14 protein-coding genes are annotated in these 16362 nt (G+C 65.2%); 7 read left to right on the top strand and 7 right to left on the bottom strand.

Going from position 1 to position 16362, the window contains the following annotated elements:
* Positions 1-27 precede the first annotated feature (27 nt).
* The 4 genes from JQ627_RS13625 (at position 28) to JQ627_RS13610 (ending at position 4964) form a co-directional block, all read left to right on the top strand.
* The gene (locus JQ627_RS13625; protein WP_212484692.1) at positions 28-792 is read left to right on the top strand and encodes a tetratricopeptide repeat protein; all 765 of its coding nucleotides are present in this window, start codon (positions 28-30) and stop codon (positions 790-792) included.
* A gap of 132 nt (positions 793-924) precedes the next feature.
* Positions 925-2310 (top strand): tetratricopeptide repeat protein, encoded by a 1386-nt coding sequence (locus JQ627_RS13620; RefSeq protein ID WP_212484691.1) that lies wholly within the window; start codon positions 925-927, stop codon positions 2308-2310.
* 269 nt (positions 2311-2579) lie between these two features.
* Entirely contained in the window at positions 2580-4502 is a 1923-nt protein-coding gene (locus tag JQ627_RS13615; protein WP_212484690.1) for a propionyl-CoA synthetase, read from the top strand.
* Positions 4503-4694: 192 nt separating this feature from the next.
* A complete protein-coding gene (locus tag JQ627_RS13610) occupies positions 4695-4964 on the top strand; it encodes a hypothetical protein (protein WP_212484689.1) in 270 nt (89 codons plus the stop codon).
* A gap of 121 nt (positions 4965-5085) precedes the next feature.
* Here JQ627_RS13610 and JQ627_RS13605 read toward each other — a convergent pair whose 3' ends face one another.
* Positions 5086-5781 carry a DUF1013 domain-containing protein gene (locus tag JQ627_RS13605; protein ID WP_014491531.1) on the bottom strand — a complete coding sequence of 232 codons (696 nt, stop codon included), beginning with the start codon at positions 5779-5781 and terminating at the stop codon, positions 5086-5088.
* A gap of 265 nt (positions 5782-6046) precedes the next feature.
* Here JQ627_RS13605 and ispH point away from each other — a divergent pair, with 265 nt between their 5' ends.
* From ispH to rnhA, 3 genes are read left to right on the top strand one after another with little or no spacing between them, the layout of a single operon-like run.
* Positions 6047-7015 carry a 4-hydroxy-3-methylbut-2-enyl diphosphate reductase gene (ispH, locus tag JQ627_RS13600; RefSeq protein WP_212484688.1) on the top strand — a complete coding sequence of 323 codons (969 nt, stop codon included), beginning with the start codon at positions 6047-6049 and terminating at the stop codon, positions 7013-7015.
* A gap of 6 nt (positions 7016-7021) precedes the next feature.
* Positions 7022-8005, top strand: a complete 984-nt coding sequence (locus JQ627_RS13595; protein WP_212484687.1) for a homoserine kinase — start codon at positions 7022-7024, stop codon at positions 8003-8005.
* Positions 8002-8466, top strand: a complete 465-nt coding sequence (rnhA, locus tag JQ627_RS13590; protein WP_212484686.1) for a ribonuclease HI — start codon at positions 8002-8004, stop codon at positions 8464-8466. Before JQ627_RS13595 ends, rnhA begins: the two co-directional genes overlap by 4 nt.
* Positions 8467-8621: 155 nt before the next feature.
* Here the strand turns inward: rnhA and JQ627_RS13585 are convergent, their stop codons facing one another.
* The 6 genes from JQ627_RS13585 to JQ627_RS13560 all read right to left on the bottom strand — a co-directional run bounded on the left by JQ627_RS13585 (position 8622) and on the right by JQ627_RS13560 (position 16238).
* Positions 8622-9107, bottom strand: coding sequence for a peroxiredoxin (locus JQ627_RS13585; RefSeq protein WP_007597501.1), 486 nt, complete (start codon positions 9105-9107; stop codon positions 8622-8624).
* A 108-nt stretch (positions 9108-9215) separates the two neighbouring features.
* The gene (locus JQ627_RS13580; RefSeq protein ID WP_212484685.1) at positions 9216-9770 is read right to left on the bottom strand and encodes a DUF924 family protein; all 555 of its coding nucleotides are present in this window, start codon (positions 9768-9770) and stop codon (positions 9216-9218) included.
* Positions 9771-9786: 16 nt separating this feature from the next.
* Positions 9787-11472, bottom strand: a complete 1686-nt coding sequence (locus JQ627_RS13575; protein WP_212484684.1) for a long-chain fatty acid--CoA ligase — start codon at positions 11470-11472, stop codon at positions 9787-9789.
* Between the two features lie 189 nt (positions 11473-11661).
* Positions 11662-13110, bottom strand: coding sequence for a D-alanyl-D-alanine carboxypeptidase family protein (locus JQ627_RS13570; protein WP_212484683.1), 1449 nt, complete (start codon positions 13108-13110; stop codon positions 11662-11664).
* 190 nt (positions 13111-13300) lie between these two features.
* Positions 13301-15097: a glucan ABC transporter ATP-binding protein/ permease gene (locus tag JQ627_RS13565; RefSeq protein WP_212484682.1), complete on the bottom strand. Its 1797-nt coding sequence runs from the start codon at positions 15095-15097 to the stop codon at positions 13301-13303.
* Positions 15098-15188: 91 nt separating this feature from the next.
* On the bottom strand, positions 15189-16238 hold the full coding sequence (locus JQ627_RS13560; RefSeq protein WP_212484681.1) for an ABC transporter substrate-binding protein: 1050 nt from the start codon (positions 16236-16238) through the stop codon (positions 15189-15191).
* Positions 16239-16362: the final 124 nt, after the last annotated feature.

Genomic DNA, 16362 nt, shown 5'->3' with positions numbered 1-16362 from the left:
GCCAAGACTTTTCCGACTGCGGCAAGCATGCGTTCTCAAACTCTCATTCAATTGTCCGGCGCCGTGGTGCTCGCTGTGCTGTCGCTCAGTCCGGCCCGCGCCGCGACCGGTGGAGAGCCGGCCGCCGTCACGCAGGTCGATATCGCCCCGTGCCTTGCCGCGGCCGCGGCCGACGACATGGACAAGGCCAATTCCGCTTGCGCGGCGGTCATCGACAACGAGAAGACGGCCAAGGCGGACCTGGTCAAGGCGCTGATCGCGCGCGGCGCGCTTATGGCGCGGCACGACCAGATCGACCGTGCGATCGCGGACGACAGCCGCGCTCTTCTGCTCGATCCGACCTTGGCCGACCTCTTCAACGCCCGCGGCGAGCTTTGGCTGAAGAAGGGGGACAAGCCGAAGGCGGTGCAGGATTTCGGCGCGGCGCTGAAGATCGATCCGAACCACGAGAAGGCCAAGGCCAATCACAAGGCGATGGCGCGCGAGCTCGAGCGGATCGGCGCGCAGATGGCGGTCGCAGGCAAGCCCAGCTTCAATTGCAGGAGCGCGGCCCGCGCCGTGGAGAAGGCGATCTGTGCCAACCGCGAACTCGCCGATCTTGACCGCGAGATCTTTGGGTCGAATGCCCGCGTGATCCGAGAGGCGCGCAATCCCGCGGAGGCCAAGGCGCTTCAGCGCGAGCAGGACGAATTCATCGCGCGTCGCAATGCCGGGTACGGCCGGCCGGGCTATGATCTGAAGAAGGCGATGCAGGAGCGGCTGCAGCGGATCAACGGGCGGGACGGGTATTGAGGTTCTTCGCCACTCGCGCGCGCGGGGCGCGCGGGAGTGCAGGCGGCGGTTGCGTCCCAACGGGGCCGAATTGAACCCATTCCTCGCCCGCCGCGACAACGGTGAAAACCTGACGTCACGGAGCCCTAGGTCATGTGCGGCACGCATCTTTCCGCGCAAGCGTTTTCGCCTGCCAAAATCTCGCTTCGCGCCTTCCTCCTCGGCGCGGCGATGAGCCTCGTCGTCGCTGCCCCGGCTTCGGCCGGCGCCGATTGCGTGATGGGCAGCAAGGCTGCGGCTGCGGAATTGATCACGGCGTGCGGCGCCATCATCGACCAGACCACCAATTCGAGCTCCGACCGCGCCGCCGCGCTGCTGGTGCGCGCCGACGCCAATGCGCGGACCTCGGGCGGACTCACGCAGGCGCTGCGGGACATCGACCGCGCCATCGCGCTGGACGGCAAGAATGCAAAGGCCTGGCGTCTGCGCGGCGACCTGCTGCGCGAGGCCGGCGGTGATCTCAACCGTGCCGCGGCTGATCTGAGCAAGGCGATCGAGCTCGATCCGCGGGATGCAGAAGCCTACGAGCTGCGCGGCGTGGTCCACACCAACCAGCGCCGGCTCGACCGCGCGCTCGCCGATTACGACCAGGCGATCAAGCTGAAGCCGGATGATGCGCAGGCCTGGTCCGACCGCGGCGTGAACTACTATCTCGGCGGCGACAACGAGAAGGCGATCCGCGATCTCAGCGAGGCGCTGCGGCTCGATCCGAACCGGCCGCGCACCTACACCAACCGCGGCGCGGCCTACAAGAAGCTCGGCCAGCTCGACAAGGCGGTCGCCGACGACGCCGAGGCGATCAGGCTCGATCCAAAAGTCCCCGAATATTACGACAATCGCGGCCTGGCGCTGGCCGCAATGGGGGAGCACGACAAGGCGATTGCGGACTACGATCAGGCGCTGCGGCTGGCGCCGCGGCCGAACTTTTTCACCAACCGCGGCGATTCCTACCAGCTCAAGGGCGAGCTCGGTGCAGCGCTGAACGACTACGAGGCTGCGCTGAAGATCGAGCCGAATTTTGCGCAGACCTACAACAACCGCGCCGTGCTCTACAAGAAGATGGGCGAGCGCAAGAAGGCGCTGGCCGATTACGAGACGGCGCTGAAGCTCGATCCCGGTAACGAGAACGCCGCCGCCGGCCGCCGCATTGTGATCGCGGAGATCGCGAAATTCGGCGCAGAGCCGCTGCGTCCGCTCGCGGCGAATTCCGGCAACGGCCCGTCGTTCGATTGCGCCACGGCCAAGCGCGAGGTTGAGAAGGTGATCTGCGCCGATCCGCAACTCGGCGTTCTCGACCGCCAGATCGCCGAGACTTATGAGCGCGTGCTGAAGGGTTCGAAAGGCCGTTCGGCCGGCGACCTGCGCAAGACCCAGCGCGATTTCCTCAACCTCCGCAACACGAGTTTCGGCCGGCCCGGCTACGATCTCAGGAAGGTCATGCAGGATCGGTTGCAGCGGCTGAATGCGATGGAGAGCTGAGGCGCCTCTACGCGCACGCTGCGTTCCCTCCCCCCTTGCGGGGGAGGTTTAGGGAGAGGGGGACAGGGCCCACCTTTGCTGTGGCTCCAGCTTGCCTCGATGGCCTTTCTTCCCTCCCTCCCAAAGGCCCATCCTTTTCAGCTTGAACCGCGGCCCGTTCCCGGGAAAATACGTCTCAAACAAGGCCGGCACTTGATCCGGGTCATGGCGGGACGTCTGTCCCGTCGCATGGTCAAGGCTAGGCGAATAAAGGGAACGGGAGCGCGGGAATGAGCGTCCGAGGGAACGTCGACGGGAAGAGCAGTTATCACGAGGTCCACGCGCGCTCGCTGGCTGATCCCCAGGGCTTCTGGGCCGAGGCGGCCACGGAGATCGACTGGATCGAGCCGCCGAAGACGATCTTCGATGCCTCGCAGGGTGTCTACGGCCGCTGGTTCATGGGCGGCGTCGTCAACACCTGCTACAACGCGCTCGACCGCCATGTCGAACGTGGCCGCGCCGATCAGGTCGCGCTGATCCATGATTCGCCGCTGACGAACAGCGTCACCAAATTCACCTATGCCGAGCTATTGGGTGAGGTGCAGGCGCTCGCCGCCATCATGCAGGATTTTGGTGTCGCCAAGGGCGAGCGCGTCATTCTTTATATGCCGATGGTGCCGGAGGCCGTCGTCGCGATGCTCGCCTGCGCGCGTATCGGCGCGGTGCATTCGGTGGTGTTCGGCGGCTTTGCCGCCAAGGAACTCGCCACCCGGATCGATGACGCGCAGCCAAAGCTCATTCTCTCCGCAAGCTGCGGCATCGAGCCCGGCCGGATCGTGCAGTACAAGCCGCTGCTCGACGAAGCGATCAAGCTTGCGGGCACGAAGCCGAAGGCCTGCATCGTGCTGCAACGTCCCCAGTACATCTGCGACCTCACGCCCGGCCGCGACTACGATTGGGCGAGCCTGCGCCGCAAGGCGATCAACGACGGCAAGAAGGCCGCTTGCGTGCCCGTCGCCGCCACCGATCCGCTCTACATCCTCTACACCTCGGGCACGACCGGTATTCCCAAGGGTGTCGTGCGCGACAATGGCGGCCATCTCGTCGCGGTGAAATGGTCGATGTTCAACCTCTACGGCGTCAAGCCGGGCGAGGTCTGGTGGTGTGGCTCCGACATCGGCTGGGTCGTCGGCCACAGCTACATCATCTATGGCCCGCTGCTGCATGGTGCGACGTCGATCATGTACGAGGGCAAGCCAATCGGCACGCCCGATGCCGGCGCATTCTGGCGCGTCATCAGCGAGCACAAAGCGGTCGCCTTCTTCACCGCGCCGACCGCGTTCCGCGCGATCCGGAAAGAGGATCCGGAAGGAAAATTCATCCGGCAATACGACCTCTCCCAATTCCGCACGCTGTTCCTCGCCGGCGAGCGCGCCGATCCGCCGACGGTGGAATGGGCGGAGCAGCAGCTCAAGGTGCCGGTGATCGACCATTGGTGGCAGACCGAGACGGGCTGGTGCATCGCCGGCAATCCGGTCGGTCTCGGCATGCTGCCGGTGAAGCATGGCTCGCCGACGGTGCCGATGCCGGGCTACCAGGTCGACGTCGTCGACGAAGCCGCAAAGCCCGTCGGCCCCAACACCATGGGCTCGATCGTCATCAAGCTGCCGATGCCCCCGGGTTGCCTGCCGACGCTGTGGAATCAGGACGCGCGCTTCAAGGAGGCCTACCTCACTGAATTCCCCGGCTATTACAAAACCTCGGATGCCGGCTACAAGGATGAGGACGGCTACGTCTTCGTCATGGGCCGCACCGACGACATCATCAACGTCGCCGGCCACAGGCTCTCCACCGGCGGCATGGAGGAGATTCTTGCCTCGCATCCCGATGTCGCCGAATGCGCCGTGCTCGGCGTCAAGGACACGATCAAGGGCGAGGTGCCCTGCGGCTTCCTGGTGCTCAAGGCCGGCGTGAAGCGCGCTCCGGCCGAGATCGAGAAGGAGATCGTCGCGCTGGTGCGTGACCGGCTCGGCCCCGTCGCCGCCTTCAAGCTCGCCATCACCGTCGGCCGCCTGCCCAAGACGCGGTCCGGAAAGATTTTGCGCGGCACCATCAAGAAGATCGCCGATGGCGAGGCCTGGACCATGCCGGCCACGATCGAGGATCCCAAGGTGCTGGACGAGATCGGCGAGGCGCTGAAGGGCAGGGTGTGAGGCGATCTCCGCTGTCATCACCCGCGAAAGCGGGTGATCCAGTACGCCGCGGCCGGAATTGTGTGACCCAATGACCGCAGAGTACTGGATTCCCTGCTTTCGCGGGGAATGACAGCGCGTGGGGAACGACGCCCAGGGACTTACAATCTCCTCATTCCGCGCTAAACAGGGCCGGCCAACAAGGGACCTCGTATGCCTCTCGCCACTGCGCCGCGCCTGCTTGCAGCCGTGCTGCTCGCCATCGCTGTCTCCGCCTGCTCCGCGCGCTACCAGACGCCGGTGGCGGTCGGCGGCGACGATGACGACGCGGTCTGCCAGAGCCGCGGCTATGCGGTAGGCTCGCCCGAATATGTGGCGTGCCGCAAGGACCGTGACGTCCAGCGCAACGCCGCGACCGCGCGCGCCGACCGCCGCCAGCGCGATCTCGGCGAATACATGCTGAACCATCCCGAGCGGCCCTGAGGCGGCATCCCGCTCGCAGCCCCGCGGATCGTTTCGATCGCAACATGTCGACAAAGCAAAAACGCGGCAGGTTTCCCCGCCGCGCTTTGATTGCGTTCGATGACGAATTGAGAGGAGAGCCTTACTCCTCCTCCTCGTCCTGCTTCTTGCCGCCGAGCGTCTTCAGCTTGGCGAACACGGCGTCGACGTTGAGGTCGTCGCTCGATCGCTCCGCCGGCTCGAACTCGTCCTTCTTGGTGGTTTCGGAGGCCGGCAGCAGGGTGGCGCCGCCATAGGCTGCGTCGATCGGCTTTTCCTTTGCCGCGCGCGCCACTTCGAAATCGAGTTCGATCTGCGAGCAAAGGCCGAGCGTCACCGGGTCGATCGGGGTAAGCTGGGAGGTGTTCCAGTGGGTGCGGTCGCGAACGCTGGCGATGGTGCTCTTGGTGGTGCCGACCAGGCGCATGATCTGAGCGTCCTTGAGCTCCGGATGGCTGCGCAGCAGCCAGAGGATGGCGCTCGGGCGCTCGTGGCGGCGGGAGACCGGGGTGTAGCGCGGGCCCTTGCGCTTGGGCTGGGGCGGCAGCACGACCTTGCTCTCCTGAAGGCGGAGCCGGTAGTCCGGGTTCTTCTCGCCCTTCTCGATCTCCTCGCGGGTCAGCTGGCCGTTGGAGAGGGGATCCATGCCCTTGATGCCCTGAGCAGCGTCGCCGTCGGCGATCGCGCGCACCTCGAGGGGATGCATCTTGGTGAAATCGGCGACCTGGTCGAAGGTCAGCGCGGTGTTGTCGAGCAGCCAGACGGCGGTCGCCTTGGGCATCAGAGGTGCGTTGCTCATGGCAAATCTCCTTTGTGCTTCGCCCACCCCTCTGGAGGCGAAACCGGTGGTCATCAGCGATGACAGGGAATTCGCGCTATATAAGCCCGGAGGGGCTAGCCACGCAATGGTTCTGCTATAGATAGTGCCTTGACAGCGCCCGAAAGGGGGCCCAATTCCCTTGGAAGCGCCTGTAAAGTCCTAACAGACCCTTTTAAGCCCTATTCCATCCATTGACCGCCCCCGCCAGAAGGCGAAACGGGTGATTCGGTCCCGAGATCGCTCAATGTCAGCCAAACCAGACCTCAAGATCGTGCTTTGTTCTCCCCGCGGCTTCTGCGCCGGGGTGGTCCGGGCGATCGACACCGTGGAACGAGCGCTCGATAAATACGGCGCCCCCGTCTATGTTCGCCACGAGATTGTGCACAACAAATATGTCGTCGACGGGTTGAAGAAAAAAGGCGCCATCTTCGTCGAAGAGCTCGCCGAAATCCCGGAAAACACCACCGCGCCGGTGGTGTTCTCGGCCCACGGCGTGCCGAAATCGGTTCCGGCCGACGCCACGTCCCGCAACCTGTTCTCGCTGGATGCGACCTGCCCGCTGGTGACCAAGGTGCACCGCGAGGCCGCGATCCACTTCAAGCGCGGCCGCGAAATCTTCCTGATCGGCCACTCCCACCACCCCGAAGTGGTCGGCACTCTCGGCCAGCTTCCGGTTGGCGCGGTAACCCTGATCGAGACCGCCGAGGACGCCAAGACGATCTCGCCGAAGGACCCGAACAACCTTGCCTTCGTGACCCAGACCACGCTGTCGATCGACGACACCGCGGAGATTGTGGCGCTGCTCAAGGAGCGCTTCCCGAACATCAACGGCCCGCACAAGGAAGACATCTGCTACGCCACCACCAACCGCCAGCTCGCGGTGAAGAAGGTGGCACCGGTGGTGGACGCGCTCATCGTTGTCGGTGCTCCCAATTCGTCGAACTCGCAGCGCCTGCGCGAGGTCGCCGAGCGCGAGGGCTGCCGGATCGCCGTGCTGGCGCAGCGCGCCACCGACATCGACTGGGACAAGTTCGGCAACATCTCGAGCCTCGGCATCACCGCGGGCGCGTCCGCGCCGGAAGTGATCGTCGAGGAGATCATGGACGCCTTCGCCGAGCGCTACACGCTGCATGTGGAGACGGTCTCGGCCGCGGAAGAGAACGAGTTCTTCCCGCTGCCGCGCTCGGTGCGCCCCGAAGCCGCTGCAGAGTAAATCTGCATGGCGGTCTACACCGACGTCGCCGCCGACGAGCTAGCGGATTTCCTCAAGCAATACGATCTCGGCGAATTGCTCTCCTACAAGGGCATCGCCGAGGGCGTCGAGAATTCCAACTTCCTGCTGCACACCACCAAAGGATCGTTCATCCTCACGCTCTATGAGAAGCGCGTGGCAAAGAACGATCTGCCATTCTTCCTCGCGCTGATGACGCATCTCGCCGAGCATGGCGTCAACTGCCCATTGCCGGTGAAGGCGAACGACGGCGAGGCGCTGCGCGAGCTGTCGGGCCGGCCGGCCGCGATCATCACCTTTCTCGAAGGCGTCTGGCCGCGCAAGCCGAACGCGGCCCATTGTGCCGGCGTCGGCGAGGGGCTGGCCAAAATGCATCTGGCCGGCGCCAATTTTGCGATCAAGCGTGGCAATGCGCTGTCAGTGTCCGGCTGGCGGCCGCTGTTCGACGCGGCGGCAAGCCGCGCCGATGAGGTCCAGCCGGGCCTGCATGCGTTTCTTGCCGCCGAGCTCGACTATCTCTCGAGCGGGGTCTGGCCGAGCAATCTGCCGGAGGGCGTGATCCACGCCGATCTCTTCAACGACAACGTCTTCTTCCTTGGTGACAAGCTCTCCGGCATCATCGACTTCACTTTCGCCTGCAACGACATGCTGGCCTATGACGTCGCCATCTGCCTGAATGCCTGGTGCTTCGAGCCGGATCATTCGTTCAACGTCACCAAGGCGCGCGCCTTCCTCAATGCCTATGGCCGGGTGCGAAAGCTCTCCGAGGCGGAAGAGGCCGCGCTGCCGCTGCTCGCGCGCGGCGCTGCGATCCGCTTCCTGCTGACGCGGCTGGTCGACTGGCTCAACGTGCCGCCGGGCGCGCTGGTCAAGCCGAAGGATCCGCTGGAATATTTTCGCAAGCTGCGCTTCCACCAGGGCGTTTCCAGCGCGCGCGATTACGGGCTGATGCCGTCAGGACTGGTCGCGTGAGCGAGCTTCCCATCGTCACGATCTATACCGACGGCGCCTGCTCGGGAAATCCCGGGCCCGGCGGCTGGGGCGCGATCCTGAAGTTCGGCGACAAGGAAAAAGAGCTGAACGGCGGCGAGCGCCACGCCACCAACAACCAGATGGAATTGATGGCGGCGATCTCCGCGCTTGAAGCGCTGAAGAAGCCGTGCACCGTCGATCTCTATACCGACAGCCAGTATGTGCGGCAGGGCATCACCGGCTGGATCCACGGCTGGAAGCGCAACGGCTGGCGCACCGCCGACAAGAAGCCGGTGAAAAATGTCGAGCTATGGCAGCGGCTGGATGCGGCGCTGAAGCAGCACGATGTGCGCTGGCACTGGGTCAAGGGCCACGCCGGGCATCCCGAGAACGAGCGCGCGGATCAGCTTGCGCGGGACGGGATCGTGAAGGCGCGTTTGCAGCAGCGGGTGGGGGAGTAGGCGACGCGCTATCGGCGTCGCCCGGTCGCGTAAGGTGGGCAAAGCGAAGCGTGCCCACGGCTTCTTCTCAATCAAGGAAACGCGGTGGGCACGGCGCTGACGCGCCTTTGCCCACCCTACGGCACTTCCCGCTTGGAAGGAGATCTGGCCTAAGCTTACAGCTGCCCCAGCAGCGTATCGCCGCCGGACACCTCGACCTTGCCGGGCATCGCTTCGAGGTTCAGCTTCTTGACCACGCCGTCCTCGACCAGCATCGAATAGCGCTTGGAGCGGATGCCGAGCCCGTTGCCGGAGGCGTCGAGCTCCATGCCGATCGCCTTGGCGAAGTCGGCATTGCCGTCGGCGAGGAAGATGGCCTCGTCGCGCTGGTCGGTGTCGCGCTTCCAGGCGTTCATGACGAAAGCGTCGTTGACGGAGACGATGGCGATGGTGTCGACGCCCTTGTCCTTCATGGCGTAGGCGTTGAGGAAGATGCTCGGCAGATGCATCTTGTGGCAGGTGCCGGTGTAGGCGCCGGGCACTGCGAACAGCGCCACCTTCTTGCCCTTGAAGATATCGTCGGTGGTCTTCACCTGCGGGCCTTCCGCCGTCATCACGCGGAATTTCGCCTCGGGCAGCTTGTCACCAGTCTGGATCGCCATCGTCAGTCTCCCTGAAAATCGGTCCCGCTTTTTAGACCGTGCGGCGGCGCTGCACAATATTGCCGGCGGGGGAGGCGGCGAGGGGCGCGGTCCTTCACCGTTATGTCATCAGCCGGCAAAACCGCCGGCGTCGAGGAAGGCCTGTTCTTCCTCGGTGGTGTCGCGGTCGAGGAGGCGGTTGCGGTGGGGAAAGCGGCCGAACCGCTGGATGATGTCGGCATGCTGCCGTGCGTATTTCAGGTTCTCGGCATTGTCGGTGTTCTGAAATAGCGCGACGCAATGCAACTGGTCGGGCAGGTGCTCGGAATGCGTGAAGGGCAAATAGAGGAATTCGAGCAGGATGGGATCGATCCTGCGATCGACGCCCCGAGCGATTGCGCGGCGGGCGACGTCGCGCGCCAGCGCGTCGCTGGCAAAGGCTTCCGGCGTGCCGCGAAACATGTTGCGGGGAAACTGGTCGAGCGCGATGACGAGCGCGAGCGCGCCCTCGTCACTTTCTTCCCAGGAGGCCAGCTCGCCGGCGGTTGCCCTCTTCCAAAGCGGAAGAAAGCGACGCCGGACCTCCGCGTCGAAGGCGTCGCTGTGCTTGTACCAGCGCTCGCGACCGGCCTGGCGCCAGAAGGCGAGAATGCCTGATGGCGTGATGTCGCCGACGTCAGTCATGAGCCCGAGGCGCGGCCTACGCCGCCTCCGCCTTCTTCTCGTCGCGGAGCTGCCGGCGCAGGATCTTGCCGACATTGGTCTTCGGCAGGTCGGTGCGGAATTCGATGTGCTTGGGCACCTTGTAGCCGGTGAGCTGCTCCTGGCAGAACTTGATCACGGACTCGGCCGTGAGGTTCGGATCCTTCTTGACCACGAAGGCCTTCACCGCCTCGCCCGACTTGGAATCGGGAATGCCGATCACGGCGCATTCGAGCACGCCCGGATGGCTCGCGATCACTTCCTCGATCTCGTTGGGATAGACGTTGAAGCCGGAGACCAGGATCATGTCCTTCTTGCGGTCGACGATCTTGGTGTAGCCCTTCTCGTCCATCACGCCGATGTCGCCGGTGCGGAAATAGCCGTCCGCGGTCATCACCTTGGCGGTCTCCTCCGGCCTGTTCCAGTAGCCCGACATCACCTGCGGGCCCTTGGCGCAGATCTCGCCCGCTTGGCCGAGGGGCAGTTCGTTGCCGTCGTCGTCGCGGATCGAGATCCAGGTCGAGGGCACGGGGATGCCGATCGATCCCGAGAACTCGGTCGTGGTCGCCGGGTTGCAGGTCAGGGTCGGCGAGGTCTCCGACAGGCCGTAGCCTTCGGCGATGAAGCAGCCGGTCACGGCCTTCCACTGCTCGGCCACCGGGCGCTGCACGGCCATGCCGCCACCGTTCGAGATCTTCAGCTTGGAGAAGTCGAGCTTCTTGAAGTCGGGATGGTGCATCAACCCGTTGTAGAGCGTGTTGACGGCCGGGAAGCTGTTGACCTGGTACTTCGCCAGCTCCTTGACGAAGCCTGCGATGTCGCGCGGATTGGGGATCAGCAGATTGCAGCCGCCGGCGCGCACCGCGAGCAGGTAGCAGGCCGTCAGCGCGAAGATGTGGTAGAGCGGCAGCGCGCAGACGATCATGAGCTGATCGACATGCGGAGGCGCGGCCATTGCCGGCTGGAGCCAGGCATCGTTCTGCAGCACGTTGGCGACGATGTTGCGGTGGAGCAGGGTGGCGCCCTTGGAGACGCCGGTGGTGCCGCCGGTATATTGCAGGAAGGCGACGTCGCCCGGCGACAGCTTCGGCTTGTTGAACGTAAGGCCGCGGCCGGCCGAGATCGCGTCGTTGAAGGACACCGCACCCGGCAGCGACCAGGCCGGCACCATCTTCTTGACGCGGCGGACGACGAGGTTGACGATCACGCCCTTGAAGCCGAGCAGGTCGCCCATGCTGCCGACTATGACGTGCTTCACCTGCGTCTTCGCGATCACCTGCTCGACCGTGTGGGCAAAATTCTCCAGCACGATGATGGCTTCGGCGCCGGAATCCTTGAGCTGGTGCTCGAGTTCGCGCGGCGTATAGAGCGGGTTGACGTTGACCACCGCGAAACCGGCGCGCAGCACGGCGGCGGTGGCGACCGGATATTGCAGCACGTTCGGCATCATGATCGCGACGCGGGCGCCGCGCTGGAGACCGCGACCCTGCAAATAGGCAGCGAGCGCCAGCGACATCTGGTCGAGGTCGCGATAGCTGATCGACTTGTCCATGCAGATGAACGCCTTGCGGTCGGCGAACTTGGTGAAGCTCTCCTCCAGCAGGTCGACCAGCGATGCGTATTGGGTCGGCTCGATGTCAGCAGGCACGCCGGGCGGATATTGCTTGAGCCAGATGCGCTCCATGGAAAACTCCCCTCATCTACCAGAGCCCGTTGTGTCTCGGGCTTGCCTCATTGCCGGCAGTATCGAGCCTGCCGGAACGGGTGGCAAGCCGGTCGAGGCTTAGGCCAAAGGTCAGGGAGTAGCTACTGGAATCGTCGAGATGCCGCGCTGCCGCAGGTGCGAAGCGCGGCGGTTTTGGCCTCGAGCGCGTTAACTGTTGTTGGCCGGCTTGGCGCCAGGCTTGGTCGCGGCCTTGGGTTTGGCGGGCTTGGCAGCCTGCTCGCCGCTCGCTGCGGGCTTCGCCGCTGCATCAGACTTGGCTGCCGCGTGCTTGGTCCCGGCCGGTTTGACTGCGCTCTTGGTATCGGGCTTGGCGTCGGGCTTGGCACCCGGCTTCGCCGCCGCGGTCTTGGCGCCCGCGTCTTTCGGCTTGTCAGCTGCGTCAGGCTTCCTGGCGACGCGCGACTTCTTGCCACGCGGCTTTGGCGTGGCCTGCTGGTCGGCATCGGCCGCGACTGCCGCGATCAAGGCGGTGCCGGTGCGGGTCGGGCCGGTATAGACCAGCACGGGCTCTGCCGCCGCGGGGGCGGAGGCCATCAGCTCGGAGGCCTTCACCAAGGGCGGCTGAAGGCCCGCGGTGAAGAAGCTGACCTGGGCCTCGCCGCCGGTGGCGGAGGCCGATCCGGAGGTGCCTCCATTGGAGGCGATCAGCGCGTCGTCATCGTCGCTGGCCGGCCGCTTGCGATGACCGCCGCACATGTCCTCGCGCAGGTTTGGCGGCGAGGCGTCGACCGGCACCAGCCTGTCGACGGTGCCGAGCGAGGGGCGGAGCCAGGTGAGATTGTCCTGACTGAAGCCGCGCTCGAGCAGCTGCGCCGCTTTCACCGCGCGCGCGGTGCCGGAGTTCGCGCCGAGCACCACCGCGATCAGCCGGCGGCCGTTGCGCGTGGCCGACGCAACGAGATTGTAGCCGGAGGCGCAGATGAAGCCGGTCTTGAAACCGTCGGCGCCGGGGTAGCGGCCGATCAGCTTGTTGAAATTGCCGGTGACGCGCTTGCCGAAGCGGATTGCCGGGATGTGCACGAAGTATTCGTATTCCGGCAGGTCGCGCAGGAACGAGCGCGCGAGAATGCCAAGGTCGCGCGCGGACGTGATCTGGCCGTCGGCGGGCAGGCCGTTCGGATTGACGTAGCTCGTCTGCGTCATGCCGAGCCTCTGCGCCGTATCGTTCATCATCGCGGAGAAGCCGTCGATCGAACCGCCGACGCCTTCGGCAAGCACCACGGCCATGTCGTTCGCCGACTTCACCATCATCATCTTCAACGCGTTGTCGACGGTGAGCTGCGTTCCCGGACGGAACCCCATCTTCGACGGCGATTGCGAAGCCGCCGTCGGCGACACCGTGAGCAGCGTGTCGAGCGTGAGCCTGCCGTCCTTCACCGCCTTCAGCGTCACATAGGCGGTCATGATCTTGGTGACGGAGGCCGGATACCAGGGAATGGTCGCGTTTTCCGCCTGCAGCACCTTGCCGCTGTCGGCCTCGATCAGCAGCAGTGCCTCGGCGCCCGCCGCGCGCGGTGCTAGCAGCGCGGCGGCTGCGAGGGCCGCGGCGAAGAGATTGAACAGGGACTTGCGAAGCAGCGGGCGAAGGGCGTGCACTATCCGATTCCGGTCCTTGGAGACCCGCCGGTTCCGGACGGTTCTCGTGATCTGAGTTTCGGGTTTTGAAATCCAGCGCCGCCGCTTGCGGCGTCGCAAACCTATACCGGCTCGTGCGTCGAGAATAGGGGTTTGGAGCGGGTATTCCGCAAGGAAGTGGGCCGAATTTCGACGGTCCTGTGAGGACTTGCTATGGGGACTTGGCTGCTGTCGCGGCAGCCTCGGCGGCCGTCACGCTGGCCCGTGTCGTCTCCTGAACCATGAACTGGGCCCTCGCGAGCTCGGCAAAATGGCCGCCTTCGGCCACGAGTTCATCGAAAGTTCCGCTTTCGATCACGCGGCCATTCTCGAACACCAGGATCCGCGTGGCGTTGCGGATGGTGGAGAGACGGTGGGCGATCACGAACGTGGTGCGGCCCTTCATCACTTCGTCGAGAGCGGCGTTCACCTTGGCCTCGGTGACGGCGTCGAGCGCGCTGGTGGCCTCGTCCAGGATCAGGATCGGCGGATCCTTCAGCAGCGCGCGGGCGATCGACAGCCGCTGGCGCTCGCCGCCGGAGAGCATGCGGCCGCGCTCGCCGGCATTGGTCGTAAAGCCGCCGCTGCGCTCGATGAATTCGAGCGCCTGCGCGCGCTCGGCCGCCTTGCGCATCTCGGCTTCGGTCGCATCCGGTTTGCCGACGCGCAGATTGTCCTCGATCGAGCGGTTGAACAGCAGCGCTTCCTGGAACACGACGCCGATGTTTCGCCGCAGCGACGTCAGCGTCACGCCGCGCACGTCCATGCCGTCGATCTTGATGAAGCCGGACTGCGGATCGAAGGCGCGATGCAACAGCGCGATCGCGGTCGACTTGCCGGCGCCGGTCGGGCCGACCAGCGCGATGGTCTGGCCGGGCAGCGCGGTGAAGGAGAGGTCCTCGATTGCCGGCCGCTTGCCGTCATAGGAGAAGGTGACGTCGTTGAATTCGACGAGGCCGGACAGCCGCCCCGCATCGATCGCGTCGGGGCGGTCGTGCACCGCGGGCACCGCGTCGAGCACGGTGAAGAATTCGCGCAGGCGCGGGGCTTCCATGAACACGTTGTTGATGAAGCTCACGACCTGCTCGAGCTTCTGGATCAGCATCGTCGCGAAGCTCACGAACATCACGATCTCGCCGACCGAGGTGAGCCCCTGGTCGTGCAGGGCGATGCCGAGCGAGAAGATCGCGAGCACCGTGATCGTGGTCGAGGCGCGGGTGATGACGGTGACGAGCGCCCACCACGACAGCACCGGCATCTGGGCGGCGAGCAACTCGTCGGCGACGGAGCGCAGTCCTTTCACCTCGGATTCGACACGGACAAAACTCTGCACCAGTGCGACATTGCCGAGCGCGTCCGAGGCGCGGGCGGAAAGCTCGCTGTAGTGCTCCTCGACCTCCATCTGCATGCCGAAGGTCCTGCGCACCACGAAGGTGGTCAGTGCGGTGAAGACGATGCAGAGCACGAACAGCAGGATCGCGAGCCGCCAGTTCAGGTAGAGCGACAGCGGCAGCAGAACCACGACCGACAGGATCGCGGCAAAGTGCTCGCGGAAGAAGCCGAGCCACAGCCGCCACAAGGCGTCGGTGCCGTTGAGCATCACCTTCATCAGCCGGCCCGAATGGGTGCCTGAGTGGAAGGTCAGCGGCAGTTGCAAAATGTGCTCGAAATAGTCGGTCAGCACCGCCTGGCGCTGGCGGTGGGAGAGCCGGTCGGCCTGCAGCGCCACGAGCGCGCTGCAGGCGATGGTGAACAGCCCGAACGCCACCCAGGCCATCAGGAACGGCCAGGCCGAGTTCGATCCGGCGACCGTCTTGCCGGAGAGCACGTCGACGATCCGGCCGAACAGCACGGGTTCCGCGAACTGCGAGGCCGCAAGCAGGAGGTTGGCAAACGCCAGCAACCAGCCCAGCCGCGCCTCTTTGCCGAGCAGTTCGAGAACGCGGGTGTAGAGACGAAGGATGGTCATGCGGGGGACGAACTCGAGCGGACAAAACGGTGTGAGTCCGCATTCTAAGCAGGGATCGCCCGCGAGATACAGCGGAAGCTACCGGTTTTGCTCAGTTGATCAGCCGTCCCGCGACCGGCGGCAGGAACCGGTCGTCGAAGATATCTCCCGCGGCCGGCCGTTTGCGGAATTTGAAATCCTGCGCGATCTGGTCGATCGAACGATCCAGGCGCGCCGCGTCGAGGCCGCCGAGGCCGTTGCGCTTGACCTCGTCGGTCAGGATGTTGTCGATGAGCACGCTGCGCAGGCGTTCCCGCTCGAGGTCGCGGTCGCCGTCGTCGATCCGGCTCGTGGCTTCGTCCGCCGCACGTGCCGGCTCTTTGACGGTCGCGCTGACGCCGGCGATCAATGCGCGGACGAACCCCTTCACTGCGTCGGGTTTCGTGGCGGCGAAAGCGGGGTTGGCCACCACGGCGAAGCCGTAGGCCTCGCAGCCATAGTCGGCATAGCGGAGTACCGCGAGATCGCCACCGGGCACGCCGCGGTCGCGCAGGTTCACCGCCGAGAGATAGCTGAAGCCCGCGACCGCATCGACCTGGCCGGCGGAAAGGAGCGGCTCGCGCACCGCCGCACTGATCTTGTGGAATTTCACCCGCGAGACGTTGATGCCGTTCTGCTGCGCCAGCGCCGGCCACAGCCGCATCGACAGGTCGCCGTCGGCGACGCCGACGGTCTTGCCGTCGAGGTCGGGCAGCAAGTGGATGCCGCGGCTTCGGCGCGCGATGATCGCGTAAGGCGCGCGGTCGAACAGCACGAACACCGCCTTGATCGGCGCCGCATCGTCCTTGTCGCGAAAGCGGATCAGCTCGTTGATGTCGACGAGCGCGAGCTCGCTGTCGCCCTTGGCGACGCGTGCGAGCGCTTCCGGCGATCCAGCTGCGGTCTTGAAGGAAACGTTGAGACGCTCGTTGCTGAAGCTGCCGTCCTTTGCAGCAAGGAAGAACGGCGCCATGCTCGCATCGATCGGACGATCGAAGGTGAAGTGGATCGCAGTGGATGGCGTGGCGGTCTCGGCCGCGGTGACATCGCGCGCAGTCAGCGCGGCAAGCGAGATGGCAACGGCCAACAGGCCGCGAAGGGCGATCGTCTTGAATTCGAACATCAGTCGCGCCGGTCCCGCATTGTTACGGTTTGGTGACGCTCGCAGCGCCGGCAGGCCGGTAGCCTTGCGCGCGCCAACATGAACGGCGGATGAGCGGCGGTTGCGTCATGATTACGCAACCCCG

The organism is Bradyrhizobium liaoningense, assembly GCF_018130785.1.
Classification (GTDB): domain Bacteria; phylum Pseudomonadota; class Alphaproteobacteria; order Rhizobiales; family Xanthobacteraceae; genus Bradyrhizobium; species Bradyrhizobium liaoningense_A.
This window is presented reverse-complemented; position numbering and strand designations above follow the sequence as displayed.

Bases quoted from the DNA above. Each gene is read 5' to 3' on its own strand.
- JQ627_RS13580 (WP_212484685.1), bottom strand. From the start codon at position 9,770: ATGACTGACGTCGGCGACATCACGCCATCAGGCATTCTCGCCTTCTGG.
- JQ627_RS13565 (WP_212484682.1), bottom strand. From the start codon at position 15,097: ATGACCATCCTTCGTCTCTACACCCGCGTTCTCGAACTGCTCGGCAAA.
- JQ627_RS13610 (WP_212484689.1), top strand. From the start codon at position 4,695: ATGCCTCTCGCCACTGCGCCGCGCCTGCTTGCAGCCGTGCTGCTCGCC.
- JQ627_RS13625 (WP_212484692.1), top strand. From the start codon at position 28: ATGCGTTCTCAAACTCTCATTCAATTGTCCGGCGCCGTGGTGCTCGCT.
- JQ627_RS13575 (WP_212484684.1), bottom strand. From the start codon at position 11,472: ATGGAGCGCATCTGGCTCAAGCAATATCCGCCCGGCGTGCCTGCTGAC.
- JQ627_RS13620 (WP_212484691.1), top strand. From the start codon at position 925: ATGTGCGGCACGCATCTTTCCGCGCAAGCGTTTTCGCCTGCCAAAATC.
- JQ627_RS13605 (WP_014491531.1), bottom strand. From the start codon at position 5,781: ATGAGCAACGCACCTCTGATGCCCAAGGCGACCGCCGTCTGGCTGCTC.
- JQ627_RS13560 (WP_212484681.1), bottom strand. From the start codon at position 16,238: ATGTTCGAATTCAAGACGATCGCCCTTCGCGGCCTGTTGGCCGTTGCC.
- JQ627_RS13585 (WP_007597501.1), bottom strand. From the start codon at position 9,107: ATGGCGATCCAGACTGGTGACAAGCTGCCCGAGGCGAAATTCCGCGTG.
- JQ627_RS13615 (WP_212484690.1), top strand. From the start codon at position 2,580: ATGAGCGTCCGAGGGAACGTCGACGGGAAGAGCAGTTATCACGAGGTC.
- ispH (WP_212484688.1), top strand. From the start codon at position 6,047: ATGTCAGCCAAACCAGACCTCAAGATCGTGCTTTGTTCTCCCCGCGGC.
- JQ627_RS13595 (WP_212484687.1), top strand. From the start codon at position 7,022: ATGGCGGTCTACACCGACGTCGCCGCCGACGAGCTAGCGGATTTCCTC.